This window comes from Acinetobacter sp. YH12142, assembly GCF_013418435.1.
GTDB lineage: Bacteria > Pseudomonadota > Gammaproteobacteria > Pseudomonadales > Moraxellaceae > Acinetobacter > Acinetobacter amyesii.
Genome location: NZ_VPCB01000006.1, coordinates 120,717 through 141,559 on the forward strand (window position 1 = coordinate 120,717; position 20,843 = coordinate 141,559).

General features: G+C 39.7%; 16 protein-coding genes and 1 other RNA gene. 11 read left to right on the forward strand and 6 right to left on the reverse strand.

Annotated elements, in window-relative coordinates; translation table 11 throughout:
- Positions 1 to 9: 9 nt before the first annotated feature.
- On the reverse strand, positions 10 to 1,134 hold the full coding sequence (gene thiO / locus FTU77_RS06355; RefSeq protein WP_180055318.1) for a glycine oxidase ThiO: 1,125 nt from the start codon (positions 1,132 to 1,134) through the stop codon (positions 10 to 12).
- 138 nt (positions 1,135 to 1,272) lie between these two features.
- Positions 1,273 to 2,286 carry a porphobilinogen synthase gene (hemB, locus tag FTU77_RS06360; RefSeq protein WP_180010032.1) on the reverse strand — a complete coding sequence of 338 codons (1,014 nt, stop codon included), beginning with the start codon at positions 2,284 to 2,286 and terminating at the stop codon, positions 1,273 to 1,275.
- Between the two features lie 107 nt (positions 2,287 to 2,393).
- Between hemB and FTU77_RS06365 the strand changes: the two genes are divergently transcribed.
- The 3 genes from FTU77_RS06365 to FTU77_RS06375 all read left to right on the forward strand — a co-directional run bounded on the left by FTU77_RS06365 (position 2,394) and on the right by FTU77_RS06375 (position 5,838).
- Positions 2,394 to 2,891 (forward strand): thioesterase family protein, encoded by a 498-nt coding sequence (locus FTU77_RS06365; RefSeq protein ID WP_180004269.1) that lies wholly within the window; start codon positions 2,394 to 2,396, stop codon positions 2,889 to 2,891.
- 262 nt (positions 2,892 to 3,153) lie between these two features.
- Complete coding sequence (locus FTU77_RS06370; RefSeq protein WP_180055320.1) at positions 3,154 to 4,305, forward strand: efflux RND transporter periplasmic adaptor subunit; 1,152 nt, start codon at positions 3,154 to 3,156, stop codon at positions 4,303 to 4,305.
- A 6-nt stretch (positions 4,306 to 4,311) separates the two neighbouring features.
- A complete protein-coding gene (locus FTU77_RS06375; protein ID WP_180008247.1) occupies positions 4,312 to 5,838 on the forward strand; it encodes a DHA2 family efflux MFS transporter permease subunit in 1,527 nt (508 codons plus the stop codon).
- A gap of 68 nt (positions 5,839 to 5,906) precedes the next feature.
- On the opposite strand, the gene glpK is transcribed toward FTU77_RS06375, so the two are convergent.
- Positions 5,907 to 7,391, reverse strand: coding sequence for a glycerol kinase GlpK (gene glpK / locus FTU77_RS06380; RefSeq protein WP_180055322.1), 1,485 nt, complete (start codon positions 7,389 to 7,391; stop codon positions 5,907 to 5,909).
- Between the two features lie 128 nt (positions 7,392 to 7,519).
- Here glpK and ssrA point away from each other — a divergent pair.
- The 4 genes from ssrA (at position 7,520) to FTU77_RS06400 (ending at position 13,941) form a co-directional block, all read left to right on the forward strand.
- Positions 7,520 to 7,879, forward strand: a transfer-messenger RNA (tmRNA) gene (gene ssrA, locus FTU77_RS06385).
- A 71-nt stretch (positions 7,880 to 7,950) separates the two neighbouring features.
- Positions 7,951 to 9,519, forward strand: coding sequence for a type I restriction-modification system subunit M (locus FTU77_RS06390; RefSeq protein ID WP_180055324.1), 1,569 nt, complete (start codon positions 7,951 to 7,953; stop codon positions 9,517 to 9,519).
- Entirely contained in the window at positions 9,519 to 10,763 is a 1,245-nt protein-coding gene (locus tag FTU77_RS06395; RefSeq protein WP_180055326.1) for a restriction endonuclease subunit S, read from the forward strand. The genes FTU77_RS06390 and FTU77_RS06395 overlap by 1 nt, the downstream gene beginning before the upstream one ends.
- A gap of 214 nt (positions 10,764 to 10,977) precedes the next feature.
- Positions 10,978 to 13,941 carry a type I restriction endonuclease subunit R gene (locus tag FTU77_RS06400; protein WP_180055328.1) on the forward strand — a complete coding sequence of 988 codons (2,964 nt, stop codon included), beginning with the start codon at positions 10,978 to 10,980 and terminating at the stop codon, positions 13,939 to 13,941.
- Positions 13,942 to 14,091: 150 nt separating this feature from the next.
- Here FTU77_RS06400 and FTU77_RS06405 read toward each other — a convergent pair whose 3' ends face one another.
- The gene (locus FTU77_RS06405) at positions 14,092 to 14,286 is read right to left on the reverse strand and encodes a hypothetical protein (protein WP_180004283.1); all 195 of its coding nucleotides are present in this window, start codon (positions 14,284 to 14,286) and stop codon (positions 14,092 to 14,094) included.
- A gap of 459 nt (positions 14,287 to 14,745) precedes the next feature.
- On the opposite strand from FTU77_RS06405, the gene sbmA reads away from it, so the two are divergent.
- From sbmA to FTU77_RS06425, 4 genes are all read left to right on the forward strand, one after another.
- Positions 14,746 to 15,942 carry a peptide antibiotic transporter SbmA gene (gene sbmA, locus FTU77_RS06410; protein WP_180004285.1) on the forward strand — a complete coding sequence of 399 codons (1,197 nt, stop codon included), beginning with the start codon at positions 14,746 to 14,748 and terminating at the stop codon, positions 15,940 to 15,942.
- A 467-nt stretch (positions 15,943 to 16,409) separates the two neighbouring features.
- Positions 16,410 to 17,387: a hypothetical protein gene (locus FTU77_RS06415; RefSeq protein WP_180055330.1), complete on the forward strand. Its 978-nt coding sequence runs from the start codon at positions 16,410 to 16,412 to the stop codon at positions 17,385 to 17,387.
- A gap of 95 nt (positions 17,388 to 17,482) precedes the next feature.
- A complete protein-coding gene (locus FTU77_RS06420) occupies positions 17,483 to 18,328 on the forward strand; it encodes a hypothetical protein (protein WP_180055332.1) in 846 nt (281 codons plus the stop codon).
- A gap of 147 nt (positions 18,329 to 18,475) precedes the next feature.
- Complete coding sequence (locus tag FTU77_RS06425; protein ID WP_257222277.1) at positions 18,476 to 18,922, forward strand: hypothetical protein; 447 nt, start codon at positions 18,476 to 18,478, stop codon at positions 18,920 to 18,922.
- Positions 18,923 to 19,030: 108 nt separating this feature from the next.
- On the opposite strand, the gene FTU77_RS06430 is transcribed toward FTU77_RS06425, so the two are convergent.
- Both FTU77_RS06430 and FTU77_RS06435 read right to left on the reverse strand, forming a co-directional pair.
- Positions 19,031 to 19,609, reverse strand: a complete 579-nt coding sequence (locus tag FTU77_RS06430; protein WP_180055336.1) for a DJ-1/PfpI family protein — start codon at positions 19,607 to 19,609, stop codon at positions 19,031 to 19,033.
- 364 nt (positions 19,610 to 19,973) lie between these two features.
- Positions 19,974 to 20,579 (reverse strand): hypothetical protein, encoded by a 606-nt coding sequence (locus FTU77_RS06435; protein WP_180055338.1) that lies wholly within the window; start codon positions 20,577 to 20,579, stop codon positions 19,974 to 19,976.
- Positions 20,580 to 20,843 lie beyond the last annotated feature (264 nt).

Consider the following 20,843-nt stretch of genomic DNA (forward strand, 5'->3'; position numbering starts at 1 on the left):
TATTGACCATTATTCGACGCTTAACAATGCATCTTGAAACAGGCGAGTTGGACTATAGTTGTCTGCATTGAATGAAGGCGTTTCCCCAGTCATCAGTTCAGCCAATAACTGAGCTGAAGCAGGTCCCATACATAAACCATTTCTAAAATGCCCAAAATTTGCCCATAGATTGTCGAAATTTGGCATCTGCCCAATATACGGAATCCCTTCAGGGGAAGATGGACGCAGGCCAGCCCAAGATTTCACAATCGGAAAGTTGGCAAGCTCTGGCACCATGTCAAAGCACGATTCTTGAATATGCTGTAAGGTTGCATCTGTGGTCTGAGTATCAAAACCACATTGGCGCATACTTGAGCCGCAAACCACATGACCATCTTGGCGTGGAATCAAGTACATGACTTTATTCATGCACATGGTCGGCAACCAGTTCTGCGGGGTTTTAAAAAGAAGCATTTGTCCCTGCACAGGTTGTACGGGTATCTCAATGTCCAGTTGTTCACTCCACTCGGCTGACCAAGCGCCCGTGGCAATAACGAATTGATCTGCTGTATGTTGCGTACCATCTGCGGTGGTGATGGACTGGATACGATTATCCGAACGGTTTAATTGGTGGATCGGGCAATGTTCATAAATCTGAACTTTAGGATGCTGCTGTAAATAAGCCGTTAATGACTGCAAAAGTCGTGGATTACGGATGTTGGCTAATTGCGAAAAATAAATTCCATGTGCAAAGCGTGCTGAAATGTGAGGATTAATCTGCTCAATTTGATCGGATTGTAAATAATCAGCGTGTTGCATTGGGTCTTGGTGCAAACGGGCATAATCTAAGCCAATTTCAAAATCATCTTCATCAAAAATCAGCATGCCAGTTTCATGAATTTCAAAATCAATCCCAGTCATAGGTTTTAATTTTTCATTCCATTTTTGGTAGCTCTGCTTGCCATAACGTGCGAGCGCATTGACTTCATTGGGATATCGCCAAGGATACATCGGGGAGAGGATGCCACCACCAGCCCATGATGCGGCAGAACCTGTGCGTTGTTGGTCGAAAATCGTCACCGTACAACCGCGTTCAACGAGTTCCAATGCGCTGAGTAAACCACTAATACCCGCCCCAATAATGGCAATATTCATGTTCTTTTAACCGATGAATGTATGAGTTTGATCTTAACTTCAGCAACGCCGAAGTTTTTCTTCCAAGACTGTTTTTTAAATTTTACAGATATAAAAAAAGCCTTTCTGAACGTTACCATTTCAGGAAGGCTTTGCAGGTTATTTCATGTCTTTCAACATGAGTGCTGCATCTTCAGCAAAGTAAGTCCAGATCCCATCTGCACCTGCACGGCGGCAGCTCATAAGCGATTCGATAATCACGTTTTCAGACAGCCAACCATTTTGAATGGCACCTGCCAACATGGCGTATTCGCCACTCACTTGATAGACAAATGTTGGAACACCGAAATTATCTTTGACTTCACGGACGATATCTAAATACGGCATACCCGGTTTTACAATCACCATGTCGGCGCCTTCTTGGATATCCAGTGCGATTTCATGTAAAGCTTCAGCACGGTTACCGATGTCCATTTGATAGTTATATTTATTGCCACCTTTGAGGTTGCTTGAAGAACCTACCGCATCACGGAATGGCCCGTAAAAGCTAGACGCATATTTTGCAGAATAAGCCATGATGTTGGTATAGATATGGCCATTGGCTTCAAGCGCTTGGCGAATCGCACCGATACGACCATCCATCATGTCACTTGGTGCAACCACATCTGCACCCGCTTCGGCATGGCTGAGTGCTTGTTTAATTAAGCATTCAACGGTTTCATCATTCAGTACATAGCCGGTATCATCAATGATACCGTCTTGACCATGTGTGGTGTATGGGTCGAGCGCACCATCAGTGATGAGAACCATTTCTGGTAGTTCTTTTTTTAATAAGCGGATGGTGCTTTGGACTAAGCCATCTTCATGCCAAGCTGCTTCAGCCGTTAAACTTTTATCTTCCTGTGGTGTAACTGGGAACAAAGCTAATTTTGAAACACCCAATTCGAGTAAACGTTCTGCCTTTTTTAGTAACAAGTCAGCAGATAGACGCTGTACGTTTGGCATGCTTGGAATATCTTGAGTTTGTTGCTGGCCTGGCAACACAAATACTGGATAAATGAGATGATCAGTCGTCAGTTGAGTTTCACGCACCATAGCGCGAAGCTGGTCATTTTTACGAATGCGACGCATGCGGGTAGCAGGAAAAGCTGGACGATTGAACGTATAGGTCATAACAATCTCATTGATCAGTATTAAACTTTGACTATTGTAGACGCATAATGAGGGTTTGGCGCACCCCGTATTATTTTTTTATTCAATGACAGCGATTCGAGTAGGCTATGACAGATGTAAATAAGAGTTGGACCGGTAATATTGACCTAAACTCGAAGATTGAAATCGATACTTTATTAAATAACATTGCTCAAGCATTTAACAGCTCCCCATTTTTTGTACACAATGCCATGAAAATGACGGTGATTGATGGTCAGATCGAAGCACGTGTCGACATGGCCAGTAATTTAATTGGAAATGTCGCATTCCAAATTTTACATGGTGGTGTAGCGGCAACCTTACTCGACAGTATCGGTGGTATCTCTGCAATGGCAGAATTGTATAAAAAGGCCACAGCTGAAGATCTAGCAGAAACGAGTAAAAAGGTATCTCGCTTAGCGACCGTCGATATGCGTGTGGATTATTTGGCGCCAGGACGTGGACAGTATTTCGTTGCACGAGCTGAAACCTTACGTTTAGGCCGTAAGGGTTGCACTATGCGTATGACCATGGTTAATGATGAAGGTAAAGCGATTGCAACGGCGATTGCATCGTATGCTTATTAAGCCATTTTTAAGTTAACACATTCAAAATGATGAAAAAATAAAGTCCAGTATTGGCAGCAGGGCATGATTTTATCCTGTTGCCGACGAAAAAAAGACTGACGAGTTACATTTTCTATTCTCAGGATATGATTTTTTAGCTTTAAAATGCCGGAAAATTGAAGAAGATAGACTTTCTCACGACACCATTATCTGACAGCAAAGTTGACATGCTTTGCAAAGCTCATGATGCCATGACCAAGTCTGCTAGATTTAGGACAAATCTATGACAGATACCGTTAGTAACCTGCCAGAAACCCCATCTACAGAGCAGCCCACCGATCAGGAATTAAAAGCACGCAGAAAAAAAGGCCTTGGTATAGTGGCTGTATTGATCGTGATTGCTTTGGTGATGTATTTGATTTGGTCAATATTTCTAAATCATTCCGTCAGTACCGATAATGCCTATGTCGGTGCAGAAACAGCGTCGATTACCTCGATGGTCACGGGGCAAGTGGCAGAGGTTTTGGTGAGTGATACGCAGCAAGTGAAAAAAGGCGATGTGCTTGTTCGCATTGATGCTCGTGATGCTGAAATTGCCTTAGCTCAAGCTCAGGCTGAATTACTTAAAGCAAAACGCCAATACAAACAAACTGCGGCGAATAGTAGCTCTTTAAACTCACAAATCTTTGTCAGTGATGATGCAATTCATAGTGCAAGCGCACAAGTGGCCAAAGCACAAGCCGATCTGAATAAAGCACAAGATGAATTACAACGTCGTCAACAATTGGCTGCTTCGGGTGCGATTTCTAAAGAAGAATTAAGCACAGCGCAGAGTGCTGTGAATACCGCTAAAGCCAGTTTTGATGTGGCACAAGCAGGACTCGCTCAAGCCAAATCTAGTCAAAAAGCGGCACAAAGTAATAAAGCTGCAAATGATGCATTAATTCAAGACAGCAATGAAAATTCAACCCCAGATGTTTTAATTGCACAAGCACGTCTACAACAAGCTCAGTTGGACTTAGAACGTACACAAATTAAAGCACCCTTTGATGGTGTAGTGACACGTCGTAATATTCAAGTTGGGCAACGCATTGCACCGGGAACGTCATTAATGATGGTGGTGCCAGTTTCTCAGTTATATGTCGATGCCAACTTTAAAGAAAGCCAATTGGCAGGGGTGCAAGCGGGTCAAAAAGTTGAACTGACGTCTGATCTGTATGGTGACAAAGTTAAATTTAATGGCACAGTGACCGGTTTTTCTGGTGGCACAGGTTCAGCATTTGCCTTGATTCCAGCACAAAATGCCACAGGAAACTGGATTAAAGTGGTTCAGCGTTTACCTGTGAGGATTCGTTTGGATCCAAAAGAGTTGGCAGAACACCCACTACGTGTGGGGCTGTCTATGGAAGCGACGATTGACTTGAAATCGAAGTAATTGCCTATGAATCAGCAAATGCAAATGACTGACCTAAAAGGTGGTCGTCTGATTCTCGCTGCCTTGGTCTTGGCATTGGCGAACTTTATGGTTGTGCTCGATATGACCATTGCCAATGTTTCAGTGCCGCATATCACCGGTAGTCTTGCAGTGTCAGCATCCCAAGGGACATGGGTCATTACCTCCTATGCTGTGGCAGAAGCGATTTGCGTGCCATTGACCGGTTGGCTCGCTGGGCGCTTTGGTTCTGTACGGGTTTTTGTGATCAGCCTGTTTGGCTTTACGGTATTTTCGATACTGTGTGGTTTATCGACCAGTTTGGAAATGTTGGTGTTTTGCCGAATTGGACAAGGTTTGTTTGGTGGTCCGATTATGCCACTGAGCCAAACGTTGTTAATGCGCATTTTCCCTCCTGAAAAGCAATCCCAAGCCATGGGGATGTGGGCGATGACTACCGTCGTTGGTCCCATTTTAGGTCCAATTTTGGGTGGTACGATCAGTGATAATTTATCTTGGCATTGGATTTTCTTTATCAATATTCCTGTCGGGATCGGTTGTGCTATCGCAGCGATGCGCTTACTGAAAACGGCTGAAACACCTACACAGAAATTGAAAATTGACCGCGGTGGTTTACTGCTGTTGGTGTTGTGGATCGGTGCTTTGCAATTGATGTTGGACTTGGGTCATGAACGAGATTGGTTTAATCATCCATTTATCGTGGTGCTGGCACTGACGGCATTTGTTGGGCTGATCGTTTTCACGATTTGGGAGCTGACTGAGCGGCATCCGGTGGTGAATATACTGCTGTTTAAGTACCGAAGTTTTACCATTTCGGTCTTGGCTTTGGCCTTTGGTTTTGGTGCCTTCTTTGGCAGTATTGTCCTGATTCCGCAGTGGTTACAAATCAACTTGGGCTATACCGCAACGTGGGCAGGTTATCTCACTGCAACGATGGGCGTCGGTAGTTTGACCATGTCGCCAATTGTTGCGAAGCTTGCAACCAAATACGATCAACGTGCTTTGGCGAGTTTTGGTTTAAGTATCTTGGGTGGTGTAACCCTTATGCGCGCCTTTTGGACTACGGATGCAGACTTTATGGCTTTGGCTTTACCGCAAATATTACAAGGTTTTGCCGTGCCATTTTTCTTTATTCCCTTGTCCAATATGGCTTTAGCATCTGTACTGCCACAAGATATGGCATCTGCGGCAGGTTTGATGAACTTCTTAAGAACCATGGCAGGGGCAATTGGAGCGTCGATTGCAGTAACCATTTGGGATGATCACACCAAAGTCGCACGCAGTGAAATGGTCAGTAATTTACATGTTACTGAGGTACAAAACACCTTGGTGAATCATGGAATGAGTTCAGAAGCTGCTTTGGGATATATCTCCAGTTTGGTGGATAAAGAAGCCTTAACGCTTTCAGCCAATCATGTGTTTTTAGTACTGGCGGGTGTCTTTATATTCGCTGCACTCATCATTTGGCTCTGTCCACGACCTAAAGCAGGTGTGGGTGGTGGTCATGCACACTAAATATCATCAAGTATAAAAAAACCGCTCATTCGAGCGGTTTTTTTGCGTACGGCGTTGATTGGAAAAAATTAAAGGTCCGAGCGCGCCCGTTTGAGTGCAGACTGCCACTGAGCCAAATGAAATTCACGTTGATCAGCATTCATTTTTGGTTCAAAAGCACGTTCTAATTGCCATGATGCGGCAATTTCATCAAGATTTGAAAACACACCCGCTTTGAGTCCAGCCATTGCGGCAGTGCCCCATGCTGTTGATTCTAAAAGTTTAGGACGCAGTACAGGCACATTTAAAATATCGGCCTGAAATTGCATCAGCATATCATTGCTACTGGCACCGCCATCGACCCTGAGTTCTTTAAGTGGACTAGACAGGTCTGACTGCATGGCGGTCAATACATCCGACACTTGAAAGGCAATGGCCTCTAAGGCGGCACGAGCTATGTGGGATTTATTTGTACCACGTGACATTCCACAGAGGAGGGCACGGGCATCACTATCCCAATGCGGAGCGCCTAGCCCAGTAAAGGCAGGAACCAAAACCACGCCATCGGTATGCTCCACTTGGCACGCGAGTTTTTCAACATCACTGCTTTTTTGAATAATCCCTAAACCGTCTCTTAGCCATTGCACGATTGCGCCAGCCATAAATACACTGCCTTCTAGTGCATAATGGGTTTGACCTTGAGCTTGCCATGCAAGTGTCGAGAGTAATTTATTGTGGCTATATTGAACTTCAGTGCCGGTGTTAAAGAGCATGAAACAGCCTGTACCATAGGTATTTTTTGCTGTTCCTGATTCAAAGCATGACTGTCCAAATAGCGCAGATTGCTGATCACCTAAAATGCCGGTAATGGGAATGTTTGCGCCAAGTAAACCTGTAGCGGTATCTGCAATATATTCATCTGAACTGATGATTTTAGGAAGGACCGAAAGGGGAATATCAAATAATTCTAAGAGTTCTTCATCCCAAGCTTGTTGCTGCAAGTTCATTAGCATGGTTCGTGAGGCATTGCTTGCTTCAATCACATGCTCTGCACCTTGTGTCAGGTTCCACACCAACCAACTGTCAATCGTACCGAAAGCCACATGACCTTGCTCTGCGAGTTCACGTAGTCCTTGAGTGTGTTCTAATAACCAGACCAATTTCCCAGCACTAAAATAGGGGTCGATACGTAAACCGGTCTTTTTGTGAATGAGGTCATTGAGGTTTTGTTGAGTTAGTTGCCCACACCACTCGGTTGCACGACGGTCTTGCCAAACAATTGCAGGAGCAAGTGGTTGACCTGTGCGTTTATCCCAAACCACAGTGGTCTCACGCTGATTGGTCAGTCCAATGGCTTTGATGTCTTTGGCAAGGATACGAGCAGAAGCGAGTGCTTGTTGCACGACGGCAATTTGGGTACTCCAAATTTCTTGAGCATCTTGCTCCACCCAGCCCGAATGTGGGGTTTGAATGTGGGTTTCCCGTTGAGCTGTAGCTTGAACTTGTCCATGTTCGTTAAAAATGATCGCACGACTTGAAGTCGTTCCTTGATCGAGTGCCAATAAATAGCTCATATATTTTTCTTTTGCGGTCTTGAAAAATAAAATATTAACGCAATTATGTAATTAAGCGCAGATCAATGTGTAATTGTTTCGAAATTGCATCGCAATTTTTTGCAGTTATGCTATGATGACGCTACTTTGGGGATGTTTCTGGCTTCGACGCTGGTGATGAAACTCATAGATGCATGTCGAGAGCGCATTTTCTCTCGTAAATCAAATTTGCATATTTTAGTCGCAAACGACGAAACTTACGCTCTAGCTGCCTAAGGGCAGCTTGTCCGCATCCCTGAATACTTGTGGTTAGGGGTCCCGACTGAAGCGAACGCACACAAGTCCGTATAAGATCAAGCCTTGGGGTCTTATACTAAATCTTAAAGGATCGCGATTTGTACCCTGTTCGTCGGGTCACAAAGAGCTAAATCAATAGACGATATCTAAGCATGTAGTATTCTCGAGCGTAGTGCTGGCGGACGCGGGTTCAACTCCCGCCATCTCCACCAAAATTCTAAAAAGTCGAACCTTCGGGTTCGGCTTTTTTTATGATTAATTAAAAACATTTTTTGGTACAACAATGACTCAAGTCCAGCTTCAAGAACTGCAAAAACAACTCTGGAATATTGCCAATACTTTGCGCGGTAAAATGGGGGCAGATGAATTCCGTGATTACATTTTGGGCTTGATCTTCTATAAATATTTGTCTGAAAAAATTCAAAATAATGCCAACGACATTTTGGCGCCGGATCAAATTAAGTTTACAGAATTGGTCGAAGATACTGAAAATAATCATGCATATTTGAGTGCTGTGCGTGAAGAATGTCTTGCCAGTATGGGCTATTTCTTAGCGCCACAAGAATTGTTCCACAGTATGGCAACATTGGCTCGAGCAAAAAAATATATTTTGGATGATGTAATTAAAACCCTTAAGGCAATTGAGCAAAGTACATTGCGTACAGATGCGGCCGATGATTTTTCGCATTTGTTTGAAGACATGGATTTAAGTTCGACCAAGTTAGGAAATACGCCTGATGACCGTAATGAGTTGATTAGCCGTGTGATCGTACATTTAGACGATATTAATTTTGATCTGTCGAATACTGAGTCTGATATTTTAGGCGATGCTTATGAGTTTCTCATTGGTGAATTTGCTTCAGGTGCTGGTAAAAAAGCAGGTGAGTTTTATACACCGCAAATGGTTTCGACTTTGCTTGCAAAACTTGTCACCTTAGGTAAAGAACGTCTACGCAGTGTATATGACCCGACTTGTGGTTCAGGATCTTTATTGCTACGTGTAAAGCGTGAAGTTGGCGATGTAGATGCGATTTACGGTCAAGAAATGAATCGTACGACCTATAACTTGGCGCGCATGAACATGATTTTGCATGATGTGCATTATTCAAAGTTTGAAATTAAGCAGGAAGATACTTTAAAACGTCCACAGCATATGGAACTGAAATTTGATGCGATTGTAGCGAATCCACCATTTTCGGCAAAGTGGTCTGCGAGTGAGTCATACTTAAGCGATCCGCGTTTCCGTGATTTTGGCAAATTAGCTCCAAGTTCTAAGGCAGATATGGCGTTTTTACAGCACATGCTTTATCAGTTAGATGAAAATGGGACTTTGGCGATTGTACTGCCGCATGGGGTTTTGTTCCGTGGTTCGAGTGAAGGGCATATTCGTAAGCATTTAATCGAAAAGTTAAATGTGATTGATACGATTATTGGCTTGCCTGCCAATATTTTCTATGGCACGACTATTCCAACCTGTGTGTTGGTGTTGAAGAAAAACCGTGAGCATAGCGACAATATTTTATTTATTGATGCGAGTAACGAGTTTGATAAGCAAAAGAATCAAAACAAGCTCTTGCCAGAGCATTTAGACAATATTATTGGTGCATTTGAAAACCGTCAGAATATTGAAAAATATGCACATGTGGCGAGTCTGCAAGAAGTTGCTGACAATGATTACAATTTGAATATTCCTCGTTATGTGGATACTTTTGAAGCAGAAGCTGAAATTGATTTAGATGCTATAGCGAAACAGCTTCAAGCCTTAGAGGTTGAAAGTCAAAAGACTGATGTAGTGATTGCAGGTTTTTGTAAAGAGTTAGGCATTGATTCTCCGTTTGCGGAGGTAAAGTAATGGCTTCGCCTAAATTGCGGTTTAAAGAGTTCAGTGGTGATTTGGTTAAATCAGATTTTACAAAAGCAATGGTTCAAATTATTGATGGTGATAGAGGTAATAATTACCCAAAATCAGACGATTTTCATGATGAAGAATTCTGTTTATTTTTGAATGCTGGCAATGTCACTAAATACGGTTTTAGTTTTGAAAATACTCAATTCATTACTAAAGAAAAAGATAGCCTATTACGTAAAGGAAAATTAAAAAGAAATGATTTAGTTATTACAACTCGTGGTACGGTTGGTAATGTTGCATATTTTGATAAAAGTATTCCTTTTGAAAATATGCGAATTAATTCGGGGATGGTGCTTGCACGATGTAAAGATAATGTAATCGCTGATTATATTAATCAATTTTTAAAATCAGATTTATTTGAAAAATGGTTAAATAAAAATGCTTTTGGAAGTGCGCAACCTCAATTAACTGTAAAGTTATTAAACTCAATTGAAGTAAATTACCCACCCAAAGAAGAACAGAGCAAAATCGCTTCTTTTCTTTCAGCAGTGGATGAAAAAATTAGCCAACTGACGCAAAAACATGAACTGCTGAGCCAATATAAACAAGGCATGATGCAAAAGCTGTTTAGCCAGCAGATTCGTTTTAAAGCGGATGATGGTAGGGATTTTGGGGAGTGGGAGGAGAAAAAGCTCTCAGATATTGCCTTATTAACATCAAGCAAGCGTGTACATCTATCTGATTATGTCGCAGAAGGAATTCCATTTTTTAGAGGGAAAGAAATTTCAGAATTGAAATCCGGTGTTTTCCCATCAGATATTTTGTATATATCTAGAGAGCAATTTAATAATATTAAAAATAAATTTGATGCACCTAAGAATGGTGAAATTCTTATCACAGCAGTTGGTACTATAGCGAATACTTATCTGATTAATACAAATTATGATTTTTATTTTAAAGATGGAAATTTAATTTGGCTTAAAGAAATTAAAGCTAATCCTAAATTTTTAATGATTATGTTGGATGCTTTTAAAAAAGATGTTGTAGGAAGTGCTATTGGATCAACACAGAAAGCTTTAACTATTACGAATTTGAATAAGCTAATTATTAAAGTCCCCTGCATAGAAGAACAAACCAAAATCGCCAACTTCCTAACTGCCATTGATCAAAAAATTGAAGTCGTTGCACAGCAAATTGCACAAACTAAACAATGGAAAAAAGGCTTGTTACAGCAAATGTTTGTCTGATTGTTTATAGGGTTTCATAAAATTCCTACATTTATTCAAATGTGGGAATTTTTTTATTTAAGAAAGTATTGAAGGATTCCTAAAAGAAAAAACAGTGATCTGTATCATCAGTTTAGATGTTTATTTGATGAATTTAAAAGATTGAAAAATATAATAAATCTATTAGAATCAATAGATATGCATACCAATAGTTAAAAACTGAGCAGTATTATAAATGTCGACCCAAAAAGAACTCGAACTCGAAAACCAATTTATAGCGCATTTAACAACTTTAGGGTACGAACGTGTTCAGTACAGAAACGAAACAGCTTTACTCCTAAACTTAAAAAATCAAATAGAGAAATTTAACGCATTGACTGCACCACTTACACATGAGCAATGGGAACAGGTGTGGAATTACCTGAGCAGTGAACATACGATTTTCGGCAAAGCCAAACTATTGCGTGGTTCATACCAGCTTAAACATGATGACGGTACGACCCAAACACTGCGATTTTTAAGTGATGATGCAGAAAAAAATATTTTTCAAGTGACTAACCAAGTGACGGTTCAATACGGTGAGAGCGGTACAGAAACCAGCCGTTTTGATGTCACGCTATTGATCAACGGCTTTCCGTTGGTACAAGTTGAACTTAAGCGTAGTGGCGTAGAAATCGCACAAGCGTTTCACCAAGTGCATAACTACAGCAAAAATGCCTATACATCAGGACAAGGTCTGTTTGGATACATCCAGCTATTTGTCATTAGTAACAGCGTAAATTGCTTATATTATTCACATGGCACACCATTGTTTGATTTCACATTTCCATGGGCCGATGAAAACAACAAAGCAATTAATGATTTGAGTAAATTTACCGAAGCATTTTTAAACGCACCACATATTACGAAAATGATCAGTAAATACATCGTTCAGCATCAAACCAATGAATGCTTAATGGTGCTACGACCTTATCAAGTCTATGCAGTTGAAAACATGATTCAGCATATGAAAACCTCAACCGATCATGCTTATATTTGGCATACAACGGGTTCGGGTAAAACCCTCACGGCATTTAAAGCCAGTGAAATCATGCGTCAGTTGCCTGAAATAGAAAAAGTTATCTTTGTCGTGGACCGAAAAGACCTAGATAATCAAACCACTAAAGAGTTCAATGCCTTTGTTCCCGACTGCGTAGACCAAACGACCAACACCAAAACATTGGTCGAACAGCTCATCGGTAAACGGCTGAACTCACGAAAAAATGAAAGCAATATACTCACAGATAAATTGGTCGTGACGACCATTCAAAAGCTGAATAACGCAATTACACTCCCTAAATTCAGAGAATTGATCGCTGATTTGGCAGATAAAAAAGTCGTATTTATTTTTGATGAATGCCACCGCAGTCAATTTGGTGATACTCACCAAAATATCAAACGCTTCTTTAAACAGGCGCAAATGTTCGGTTTTACAGGCACGCCTATTTTTCCTGTGAACTGTCAAAGCATTGGTGGCGTGAAATACACCACAGAATATCTATTCCCTAAACGACTGCATAAATATGTGATTGTCGATGCGATAGCAGATAAAAATGTTTTACCATTTCAAATTGATTACGTAGGACAATTTACCGCTCATCAGGTGAATGCAGGTGATGAAAAAATACAAGGCATCGATACTAAAGAACTGTATGACAACCCTGAGCGCTTAGAAAAAATTGTACGTTATATTTTAAAAAATCATGACAAAAAAACGGCAAAACGCGAATTTTGTTCAATGTTTTGTGTCAGCTCAGTAGATGTCCTGCTTCAATATTATGCAATATTTGCCAAAGTCCAAGCAGAGTTGGTTGCAGAAGCGGACAAGAAGGAAGAAATTTATACCCCTTTAGTGATTGGTACGATTTTTTCTTTTGGAGCGCAGGACACGACAAACGACGCCAATGACTCCACAACAGGTACGATTTCTGAAGAAGAACTTGAACAGCCGAGTCAAGTTGATATGGGGCGTAAAGCGCAACTTGAACGGATCATTGCAGAATTTAATACGCGCCATCTGACTAGCTATAACTGTGACGAAGGATTTTATGAATATTATAAAAATCTAGGTGATCGCGTTAAGTACTTCAAAGTCCCTAAACCACCTAAAGAAGTTGGGGAGTTGAAAGGTCCGCCAATTGATTTGCTGTTGGTGGTGAATATGTTCCTGACAGGTTTTGACTCATTGCCACTTAATACGATTTATGTCGACAAGAACTTAAAATATCACGGTTTAATTCAGGCTTTTTCGCGTACAAACCGTATTTATAAGCCAACAAAAGCTTTTGGCAATGTCGTGTGTTTTAGAAATTTAAAGCAGGCAACAGATAAAGCTCTTTCTACTTTTGCAGACGACCAAAATTTTGAGCAAGTGATTGTGCCACCGTTGGATCAACAATTAGCAGAATTTAATAAGTGTGTTAGTGAATTAAGAAAAATAACACCTGAGTGTCAGTCAGTAGATGATCTAAAACTCGAAAGTCAGCAGTTGCAGTTTATTCAAGCTTTTCGTGATGTGATTCGTCTACATTCACAACTGAAAATGTATACAGACTTTGATGTTGATAACGCAGTTATAGTGCCGCAAGAACTTGAAGACTATAAATCTAAATATAAAGATTTATATGACAGAATAAATAAAGGTACAGCAGTTGAAAAAGATTCAGTGCTACGTGACGTGAATTTTGCTTTAGATTTTATTATTAGTGATTATGTAAATCAGGATTATATTTATACATTATTAAATATGATTGCTGCTGCGCCACCATCCTCGATTCAAAGGGCTAAACAGCAGCAACAACTCCAATCTTTACTCAGTAATGACCGAAAAATGTATAAAAAAATGGATTTGATTCAGAAGTTTATTGATGAACAAATGCCACGAATGCTGAATGGTCAAAGTGTTCAAGATGCATTTAAGCAGTTTTGGGATGCAGAAAAACAGCAAGCCTACGATGTTTTTTGTAAAGATGAAAATCTTGTGATTGATGAATTTAAAAAAGTGGTTCAACGATTTGATTTTACTGAACGTTTTCCGCACGCACATGAAATTCGGCCATTGCCAAAAAACAAGCCTTCAGCACTGGTGAGTAAAGTCTATTTTGAGGGATTGCATCAGAAAACCAATGCGATTTTAGAAAAATATGATTTACGGATTTAAACGTTAAGCTAAGTTATGAAAAATATTTGCTTAAAAGGAGGGTTCTTTTTTTATGGAATTTAAGAACCTTATCCTGTTTATTCAATAATTGTATGATTAAATTCTTAGAATAAATATGATTTAAAAACAAATCACAAAGTGAGGCGAAAATTAAATTTCGCGCCAAACTTCATTCTTATCTTTCAATGAAATCACAAAGTTAAATTTGTCATCATTACTTACCAAAAGGCCTTCTGGCGTTTGCATAATCACTTTTAGAACGGTACCAGTTTCAAAAACCAAAGGACTGCAATTTTCTTTATTTAATGTAATTGGTTTGAGTAATTCAACAATTGCACTTTCCATTTTACTTCCCCAAGCATAGGTTGTTAATTGAACTTAGCATATTATTGGTGAAGAAACATGTTTTGTAAATGACGTGAGCTACATCGCAGAAAATATTTTAGAGAATTCCATAACTTAAGTTTAAATAATGGTTAAATAAATTATGGTTTTTAATCTATTGATATCAAAAAATAATTTTAAAATATGACAAACTTTTTAACTGTAATTATATGTCCTAAGATGCGTCTTTTGTTCCACAAACAATGACCAGATCATCAAAAGGGCATGATTAATAATGAATTTAAGGTGAACTTCAGTTTTCATGCTTAAGCTAACAGAATGATGTGTCGTCTTGTATTTGATTGTTAAATTTCAGATTAAACAGCGTTAAATATTCAATCTGAACAAGAAAATTAATGAAATAAAACTTATCATCAGCAACTCAAACTAAAAACAAAGATTCAGGGAAATGTAGGACTAATGTTTAAATCTTTTTTTCCAAATCCAAAATGGTTTTTTGGATCATTCCTTATATGGTTCATAATTAATATCGCCTTATGGTATAGCGGTGGTCATAGTTGGGGGACGATGTTCGGTTTACCTGCAAATTATCATCTTGCAGAGTTGCCAATTGCTGTCAGCCGATTTTGGAGTCCCAAATTTTTATGGTTCTATGTTTGGTTTTTTGTAGCAACGGCGCTTTTTGCAGCCTTTTGGAAGATCAAATCAGATAATCCTTGGCAGCGATGGTCAGTGTGGGGAACCGCACTTATTCTATTTAATGTTTGGTTTAGTGTGGAATGTAATGTCGTGATCAATGCTTGGTATAACCCATTCTATGACCTGATCCAGAAAATGCTTTCAGGTGGTGGGGGCGAAGTGACGATGCTATATTCTGAGATACTGACTTTTCTCTATGTGGCCATGGTGTATGTCACACTGGCTGTATTGAACCTGTTTTTCGTCAGTCATTATGTTTTTCGTTGGCGTACTGCAATGAATGACTTTTATACTGCGCATTGGGAAAAACTGAGAACCATCGAAGGTGCCTCACAGCGTATTCAAGAAGACACGATGCGCTTTGCAAAAACCACAGAAGGACTTGGGGTTAGCTTAGTTGAATCGGTGATGACCTTAATTGCATTTCTACCTGTGCTGCTAACTTTATCAACACATGTAAAGAAATTACCTGTCGTGGGGGAAATCGCCTATGCATTGGTTTGGGCGGCAGTCCTTTGGGCGGTTTTAGGGACGGTTATTTTAATGCTGGTGGGTTATAAACTACCGGGTTTGGAGTTTAATAATCAAAAAGTCGAAGCGGCATATCGTAAAGAGTTAGTTTATGGTGAAGATCATGCAGATCGAGCAGACCCTTTCACATTAAAAGAATTATTTACTAAAGTTCGTTTTAATTATTTTAGACTGTATTTCCACTACGCTTATTTCAATCTGGTTCGTATTTGGTACATGCAACTGGATAATATTTATGGATATTTTATTTTGTTTCCAAGTATTGCTGCGGGAACAATTACGCTCGGTATATTAATGCAAATTTTAAATGTCTTTGGGCGTGTACGTGATTCTTTCCAATACCTGATTTCCTCATGGACAACCATTATCGAATTAATGTCTATTTATAAGCGCTTAAGAGCATTTGAAGAAAAAATTAACAATTGAGTTTATAAAGTCATAAAAAAACCTGCAATAAAATGCAGGTTTTTTTATGGCTTTAATTTTAAGTTAATATATTTCAATAAAATCAATAGATTAACATTTTTAGATGAGCTGTTTTTTTTACTCGATTCCATATTGTCGCTCGAATCCTAGATAAGCCTAGTTTTATATCATGATTAATAATAGAGGCTTGTTCTGATGACAGATTTGATAAGCACATAGCGATACATAAATGCTTGCGAAATAACCTAAAAGGGAACGATGATGACCGTTCACCAAGGATAAACAAATACACTTAAATAAAATGTGAAATTCATCAAATTAAAATGAACAACATATGTATAGATCTCAAACGTATGCGATTTTAGTGATTAAATTTTTAAAAATAATAAATAAAATCAAGATTATAAAATTGTGAAAGGCACTAAATTACGCTATTTTTTAAGGGTGAAATTTTTGAGATTTTTGCTGTGAATTTAAAGGCAATTTTATGGGTGGGGAGTATTGGATTTGCATTACATGGTTGTACCACCATGCAGAGTTTAAACCCAAATTCATTTAATCATTATGCATCACCACAAGAAGTGATCAATCAAAAAGGGCTTAATAGCGCAAATGGCAAGGCGAAAGAATACGTCTATGATTGGGGACCACAAAAGAAAAATATGGAAGCAGAATCGCTCATACCCAAGCAAAATATGAGCAGTTACTGCCAAGCCAAAAATGGCAAATTTATTCAACTGAATAAAAGCAATTTGAACCAAGTCAAAAATGCATGGAGTCGTAAATTATTAGCGACCTATAGCAGTATAAAACAGAGCACAGGTGTGTTTCAGTGTAGTCAGGCAGATGGACAACGTTGGATGGTTGCTATTGAACCCGTTTCAGAGCGTAAATTAAATGACCGTTCTGAAACCCGCTTAGTGAGTTTGTATACAGCAATTATTGGACCCGAAGAACGTCGCAAAAACTATAATAAACAAGAAGAAACTGTAGCTAAAAAAGCCACACCAAGCAAAGCAAAAGCAAAAGCAACGACAACAAAAAGCAATGCGAAAGATGAAGCAAAAAAAGAAGTAGAGACTAAAAAAGAAACCAAAGCCAAAGAGCCTGAAAACAAACCTATAGTGAAACCAGTTGCTGAAACATCTCAGCAGATACAAATGCGCTTATATGTGAATGCACGACGCGATCTGAATGCCGGAAAAAACCAAGTCACCGCTTGTAATAATGCACAGCGCGCTTATAGCTATGGCAAATTAAATGGTGCAAATGCCAATAGAGCCTATGCTGAATCAGGTATGCTCGTTGCAAAATGCTTAACCTCAGTGCCTGCATATAGCAAAAGTTATCCAAACGCCAATGCAAGAGCAAAAGGCATCCTACAAAACTTAGCGACCAACTATAACCACGCAGGGGCAAAAAATATGTTGAATCGTATGAAATAAACTTCAACAGGATAAAAGCCATTTGGGGAAATAAGCTTTTATCCTGATCCAATGATGTACTCAGATAAAATTTTAAAAAATAATAAGGAAAAACCATGAGTTCAGTAAATGAAACTTATTTTAATGCACCATTATTTGACCGAGAATTAACAGAGATTACAGTCAATATCGAGCAAACACCCTTCTTTTTGAATGATCGTGGGCATCCAACATATTTAGCATCACTTGGGGCAGGAATTCATTTAATTACCGAGTCAGCCACCAATGCGAAAATGACGATGGGAAATCCCTACGATGTACCTTCCGAAATTTCGACTAAAATTACCAATTGGGGGGAGCAAACGGAGCTTGAATTTGAAGGGCAACACTTCGAGTTTATGCCATTGGTGGCAAGCAAAGAAACCGCGGCAGCTTTTGGTATCACCTTAGTTCAGGCAGGTGAAGCGATTCAGATTCATTCAAATCAAAAACGACTGTCAGAGATTCATTATGAATACGGCATGATGGCAGGTCATTGTTTTGCCTATCTAGATGGCGGTAAGCCTGACTGTAGTGGAAAAACCTTATTTCCTTATGTGGCTACTGATTTAGAACATCATGACTTTCCGCATATTTTTTGCTCGACCGATCAAGATCAACTGCCACTGGTCATCTCAGTAGGGCGCTATTTTCCAAATCTAGGCAAGATTTACTTGGCAGATTTATGGGTTAATCCCGGAGATGCTTTATATATTCCTGCGAAACCCAAATATTCGAATCCTGAGTTTATTGACCTACATAATAACCGTAATGCAGCACTTGCATGTTGGCGAGGGGATAGCAATAAATCGACATTGACCACCCATAGTTTGCTCGATACCCATGGACATTTTTACTGGTATTGGAATAGAAGGCCAACGATTCATCCTCTCATCTATGCACCGACTAGCAAAAATGAATAGTTGAGTTACATAGACCAAACAGCAAATACAGCACTTCATGATACAAAGGTGACTCAAGTTTTGGGAGTTTGGTCTATGGCTTACGGTTTATCTAAAAAATTACATCTACGTTTTTCACGACCAACAGGTTTGGCTTTATTGACGCTCATGATGCTCGGAACGACTCAGGTGAGTTTGGCGAGTCCGACGGTCGATCAGCTCAGTCAATGTTTAGTGAAATCGACTACTGCGGCGGATAAAAAGGCGGTTTTACAATGGACCTTTTCTGCATTGGCAGCACATCCAGATTTAAAACAGTACAGTAATGTCAGTGATGCGCAAAAAACGCAACTCGATAAAAATTTGGCGCAGGTCATGCAACGAATCTTGGTTGAGCAATGTTCTACGCAAACGCAGGCCGTAATTAAAGCCGACGGTCTACAGGCTGTAGGCGAAAGTTTTCAAGAGCTTGGTAGTATCACAGGGGATGAAATATTAAAGACGCCTGAAATTAAACAACAATTACAAGGCGTACTGCGTTATGTCGATTTGAATAAATTGGTGACTAAATTTTTAACCCCAGAAATTTGGAATAAGTTAGGTGTGGTTCGTTAATTTTATTTTGAGTAAATAAAAAATGCTCCTTTTATACAAGGAGCATTTTTTATGGATTCACCCTAAATGGATGATGATCCAATGCGTTTTAGTTTCGTGACTCAAGCATTAAATGGTAATCGTCGCGCCTAATGCTTTAACAAATTGCGCCATCCACGCAGGGTGAGCAGGCCAAGCAGGAGCAGTAACTAAATGACCGTCGGTCACTGCATCCGTGACTGCAATATCGGCATACTGTCCGCCTGCCAATTTGACTTCAGCGGCACAAGCCGGGTAAGCGGAACAGGTGCGGCCTTTGAGTACATCTGCTGCTGCAAGGATCTGTGCGCCATGACACACGGCTGCAATTGGTTTTTTCACACTGTCAAATTCACGTACGATTTCGATTACACGATTATTCATGCGCAGGTATTCCGGTGCACGACCACCTGGGATCACCAGACCAACATAGTCTTCGGTATTTACCGTACTAAAGTCATAGTTAATGGCAAAGTTATGGCCGCGTTTTTCGCTATAGGTCTGGTCACCTTCAAAGTCGTGTATAGCAGTTGCCACTGTGTCACCAGCTTTCTTGTCTGGACAGACTGCATGTACGGTATAACCAAGACCAACTAAAAATTGAAAAGGTACCATTGTTTCGTAGTCTTCAGCATAGTCGCCCACGAGCATAAGAATTTGTTTTGACATGATGTAACCCTCTGTTGAAATATGATTTATATCAATTTTTCATTTACCTTAGCATATTGAAATGACAGTTTTAAGCAGGCTGTAAATTCTTTAGTTGTATATTTTTATTTAGATTTATAAAAAGTTATGGATGGTTATAGTTCAAATTATGATGAGTCTAGTAGGCTAGCTGTTATCAATTATTAATGACTTTAGTGTTTTTCACAAAGTTTTAAAAAGTTAAATATTTACCTCTCCCTTGTGCAGCAGTGCTGTTCATCTACTAAATGGAGAGGTAAGTAACAATCCATAACGGTATTAAATTAGCAATGGAAGCACCTTCTCCCACTGGGAGAAGGCGGGGGGTAGAGGGAAACTTAAAAAATTAAATCAGATCAGGATAAAATTTCTCAAATCCCTCATTCACCGCTTCACCTCGCAGCAAATAGCCTTTCGGTTGGATATAACTATAAATTTTCCGTGCGGGTTGTTCATGCCAGCCAATGTTAAAAGCACAGAGTTTTGGGAAAAATTGCAAATGGCTATAGTTCAGATGGTTATGAATCCAATAGGCGAGTTGTTGCCAATTGCTTTGGTCTTTTTCATAAAGTTTTAAAAATGATGGAATGACGATACACGCCGTTGCACCGTAGCCTTTTGCGTCAGGATAGTCCCAAATATGGCTTGCAAAGTTTTTCTCATTGCTCGCGCAGTTGTGTCCTTTTTCATTGCCGATTTGGTTCACGCTTGGTGAACGGTACGCGGAACGAATGGCAATACGTCCAAACTTTTCTTGCAGTGGTTCAAGTAGTTCTTCGCAGAGTTTTGAGCCCATACGAATCGCAATGTCAGGATGGTCGGGGAAGTTAGGTACACCGTACCAATTTGCGATTTCGCTATAGAGGAAATCACGCATAAAAAAAGACTTTGACAGTTGAATACGTCCTAAGTCTTCGAGTTTGGCGATAGAGGATACTTTTTTGATGGTCATGTTGTTTTTAGTGTGAAGTATTTGGATTGATTGTATGGTTAAAAATATGAAAATTAAATATTTACTTCTCCCTAACCCTCTTTTTAAAAGTGAGGGAATTTCTATTGCAGAACCTATAACGGTATTAAATTAGTAATGGATGCTCCTTCTCCCATTGGGAGAAGGTGGGGATGAGGGGGGATAAGTCCTAAGTCTTTGAGTTTGACGATGGAAAATATTTAGTAGGCGTTTATGTATTTAGTGGTAATTATTTAAAGAAAAATT

Coding starts and splice junctions, on each gene's coding strand:
- thiO (WP_180055318.1), bottom strand. CDS start 1,134: ATGAATATTGCCATTATTGGGGCGGGTATTAGTGGTTTACTCAGCGCA.
- hemB (WP_180010032.1), bottom strand. CDS start 2,286: ATGACCTATACGTTCAATCGTCCAGCTTTTCCTGCTACCCGCATGCGT.
- FTU77_RS06365 (WP_180004269.1), top strand. CDS start 2,394: ATGACAGATGTAAATAAGAGTTGGACCGGTAATATTGACCTAAACTCG.
- FTU77_RS06370 (WP_180055320.1), top strand. CDS start 3,154: ATGACAGATACCGTTAGTAACCTGCCAGAAACCCCATCTACAGAGCAG.
- FTU77_RS06375 (WP_180008247.1), top strand. CDS start 4,312: ATGAATCAGCAAATGCAAATGACTGACCTAAAAGGTGGTCGTCTGATT.
- glpK (WP_180055322.1), bottom strand. CDS start 7,391: ATGAGCTATTTATTGGCACTCGATCAAGGAACGACTTCAAGTCGTGCG.
- FTU77_RS06390 (WP_180055324.1), top strand. CDS start 7,951: ATGACTCAAGTCCAGCTTCAAGAACTGCAAAAACAACTCTGGAATATT.
- FTU77_RS06395 (WP_180055326.1), top strand. CDS start 9,519: ATGGCTTCGCCTAAATTGCGGTTTAAAGAGTTCAGTGGTGATTTGGTT.
- FTU77_RS06400 (WP_180055328.1), top strand. CDS start 10,978: ATGTCGACCCAAAAAGAACTCGAACTCGAAAACCAATTTATAGCGCAT.
- FTU77_RS06405 (WP_180004283.1), bottom strand. CDS start 14,286: ATGGAAAGTGCAATTGTTGAATTACTCAAACCAATTACATTAAATAAA.
- sbmA (WP_180004285.1), top strand. CDS start 14,746: ATGTTTAAATCTTTTTTTCCAAATCCAAAATGGTTTTTTGGATCATTC.
- FTU77_RS06420 (WP_180055332.1), top strand. CDS start 17,483: ATGAGTTCAGTAAATGAAACTTATTTTAATGCACCATTATTTGACCGA.
- FTU77_RS06425 (WP_257222277.1), top strand. CDS start 18,476: ATGATGCTCGGAACGACTCAGGTGAGTTTGGCGAGTCCGACGGTCGAT.
- FTU77_RS06430 (WP_180055336.1), bottom strand. CDS start 19,609: ATGTCAAAACAAATTCTTATGCTCGTGGGCGACTATGCTGAAGACTAC.
- FTU77_RS06435 (WP_180055338.1), bottom strand. CDS start 20,579: ATGACCATCAAAAAAGTATCCTCTATCGCCAAACTCGAAGACTTAGGA.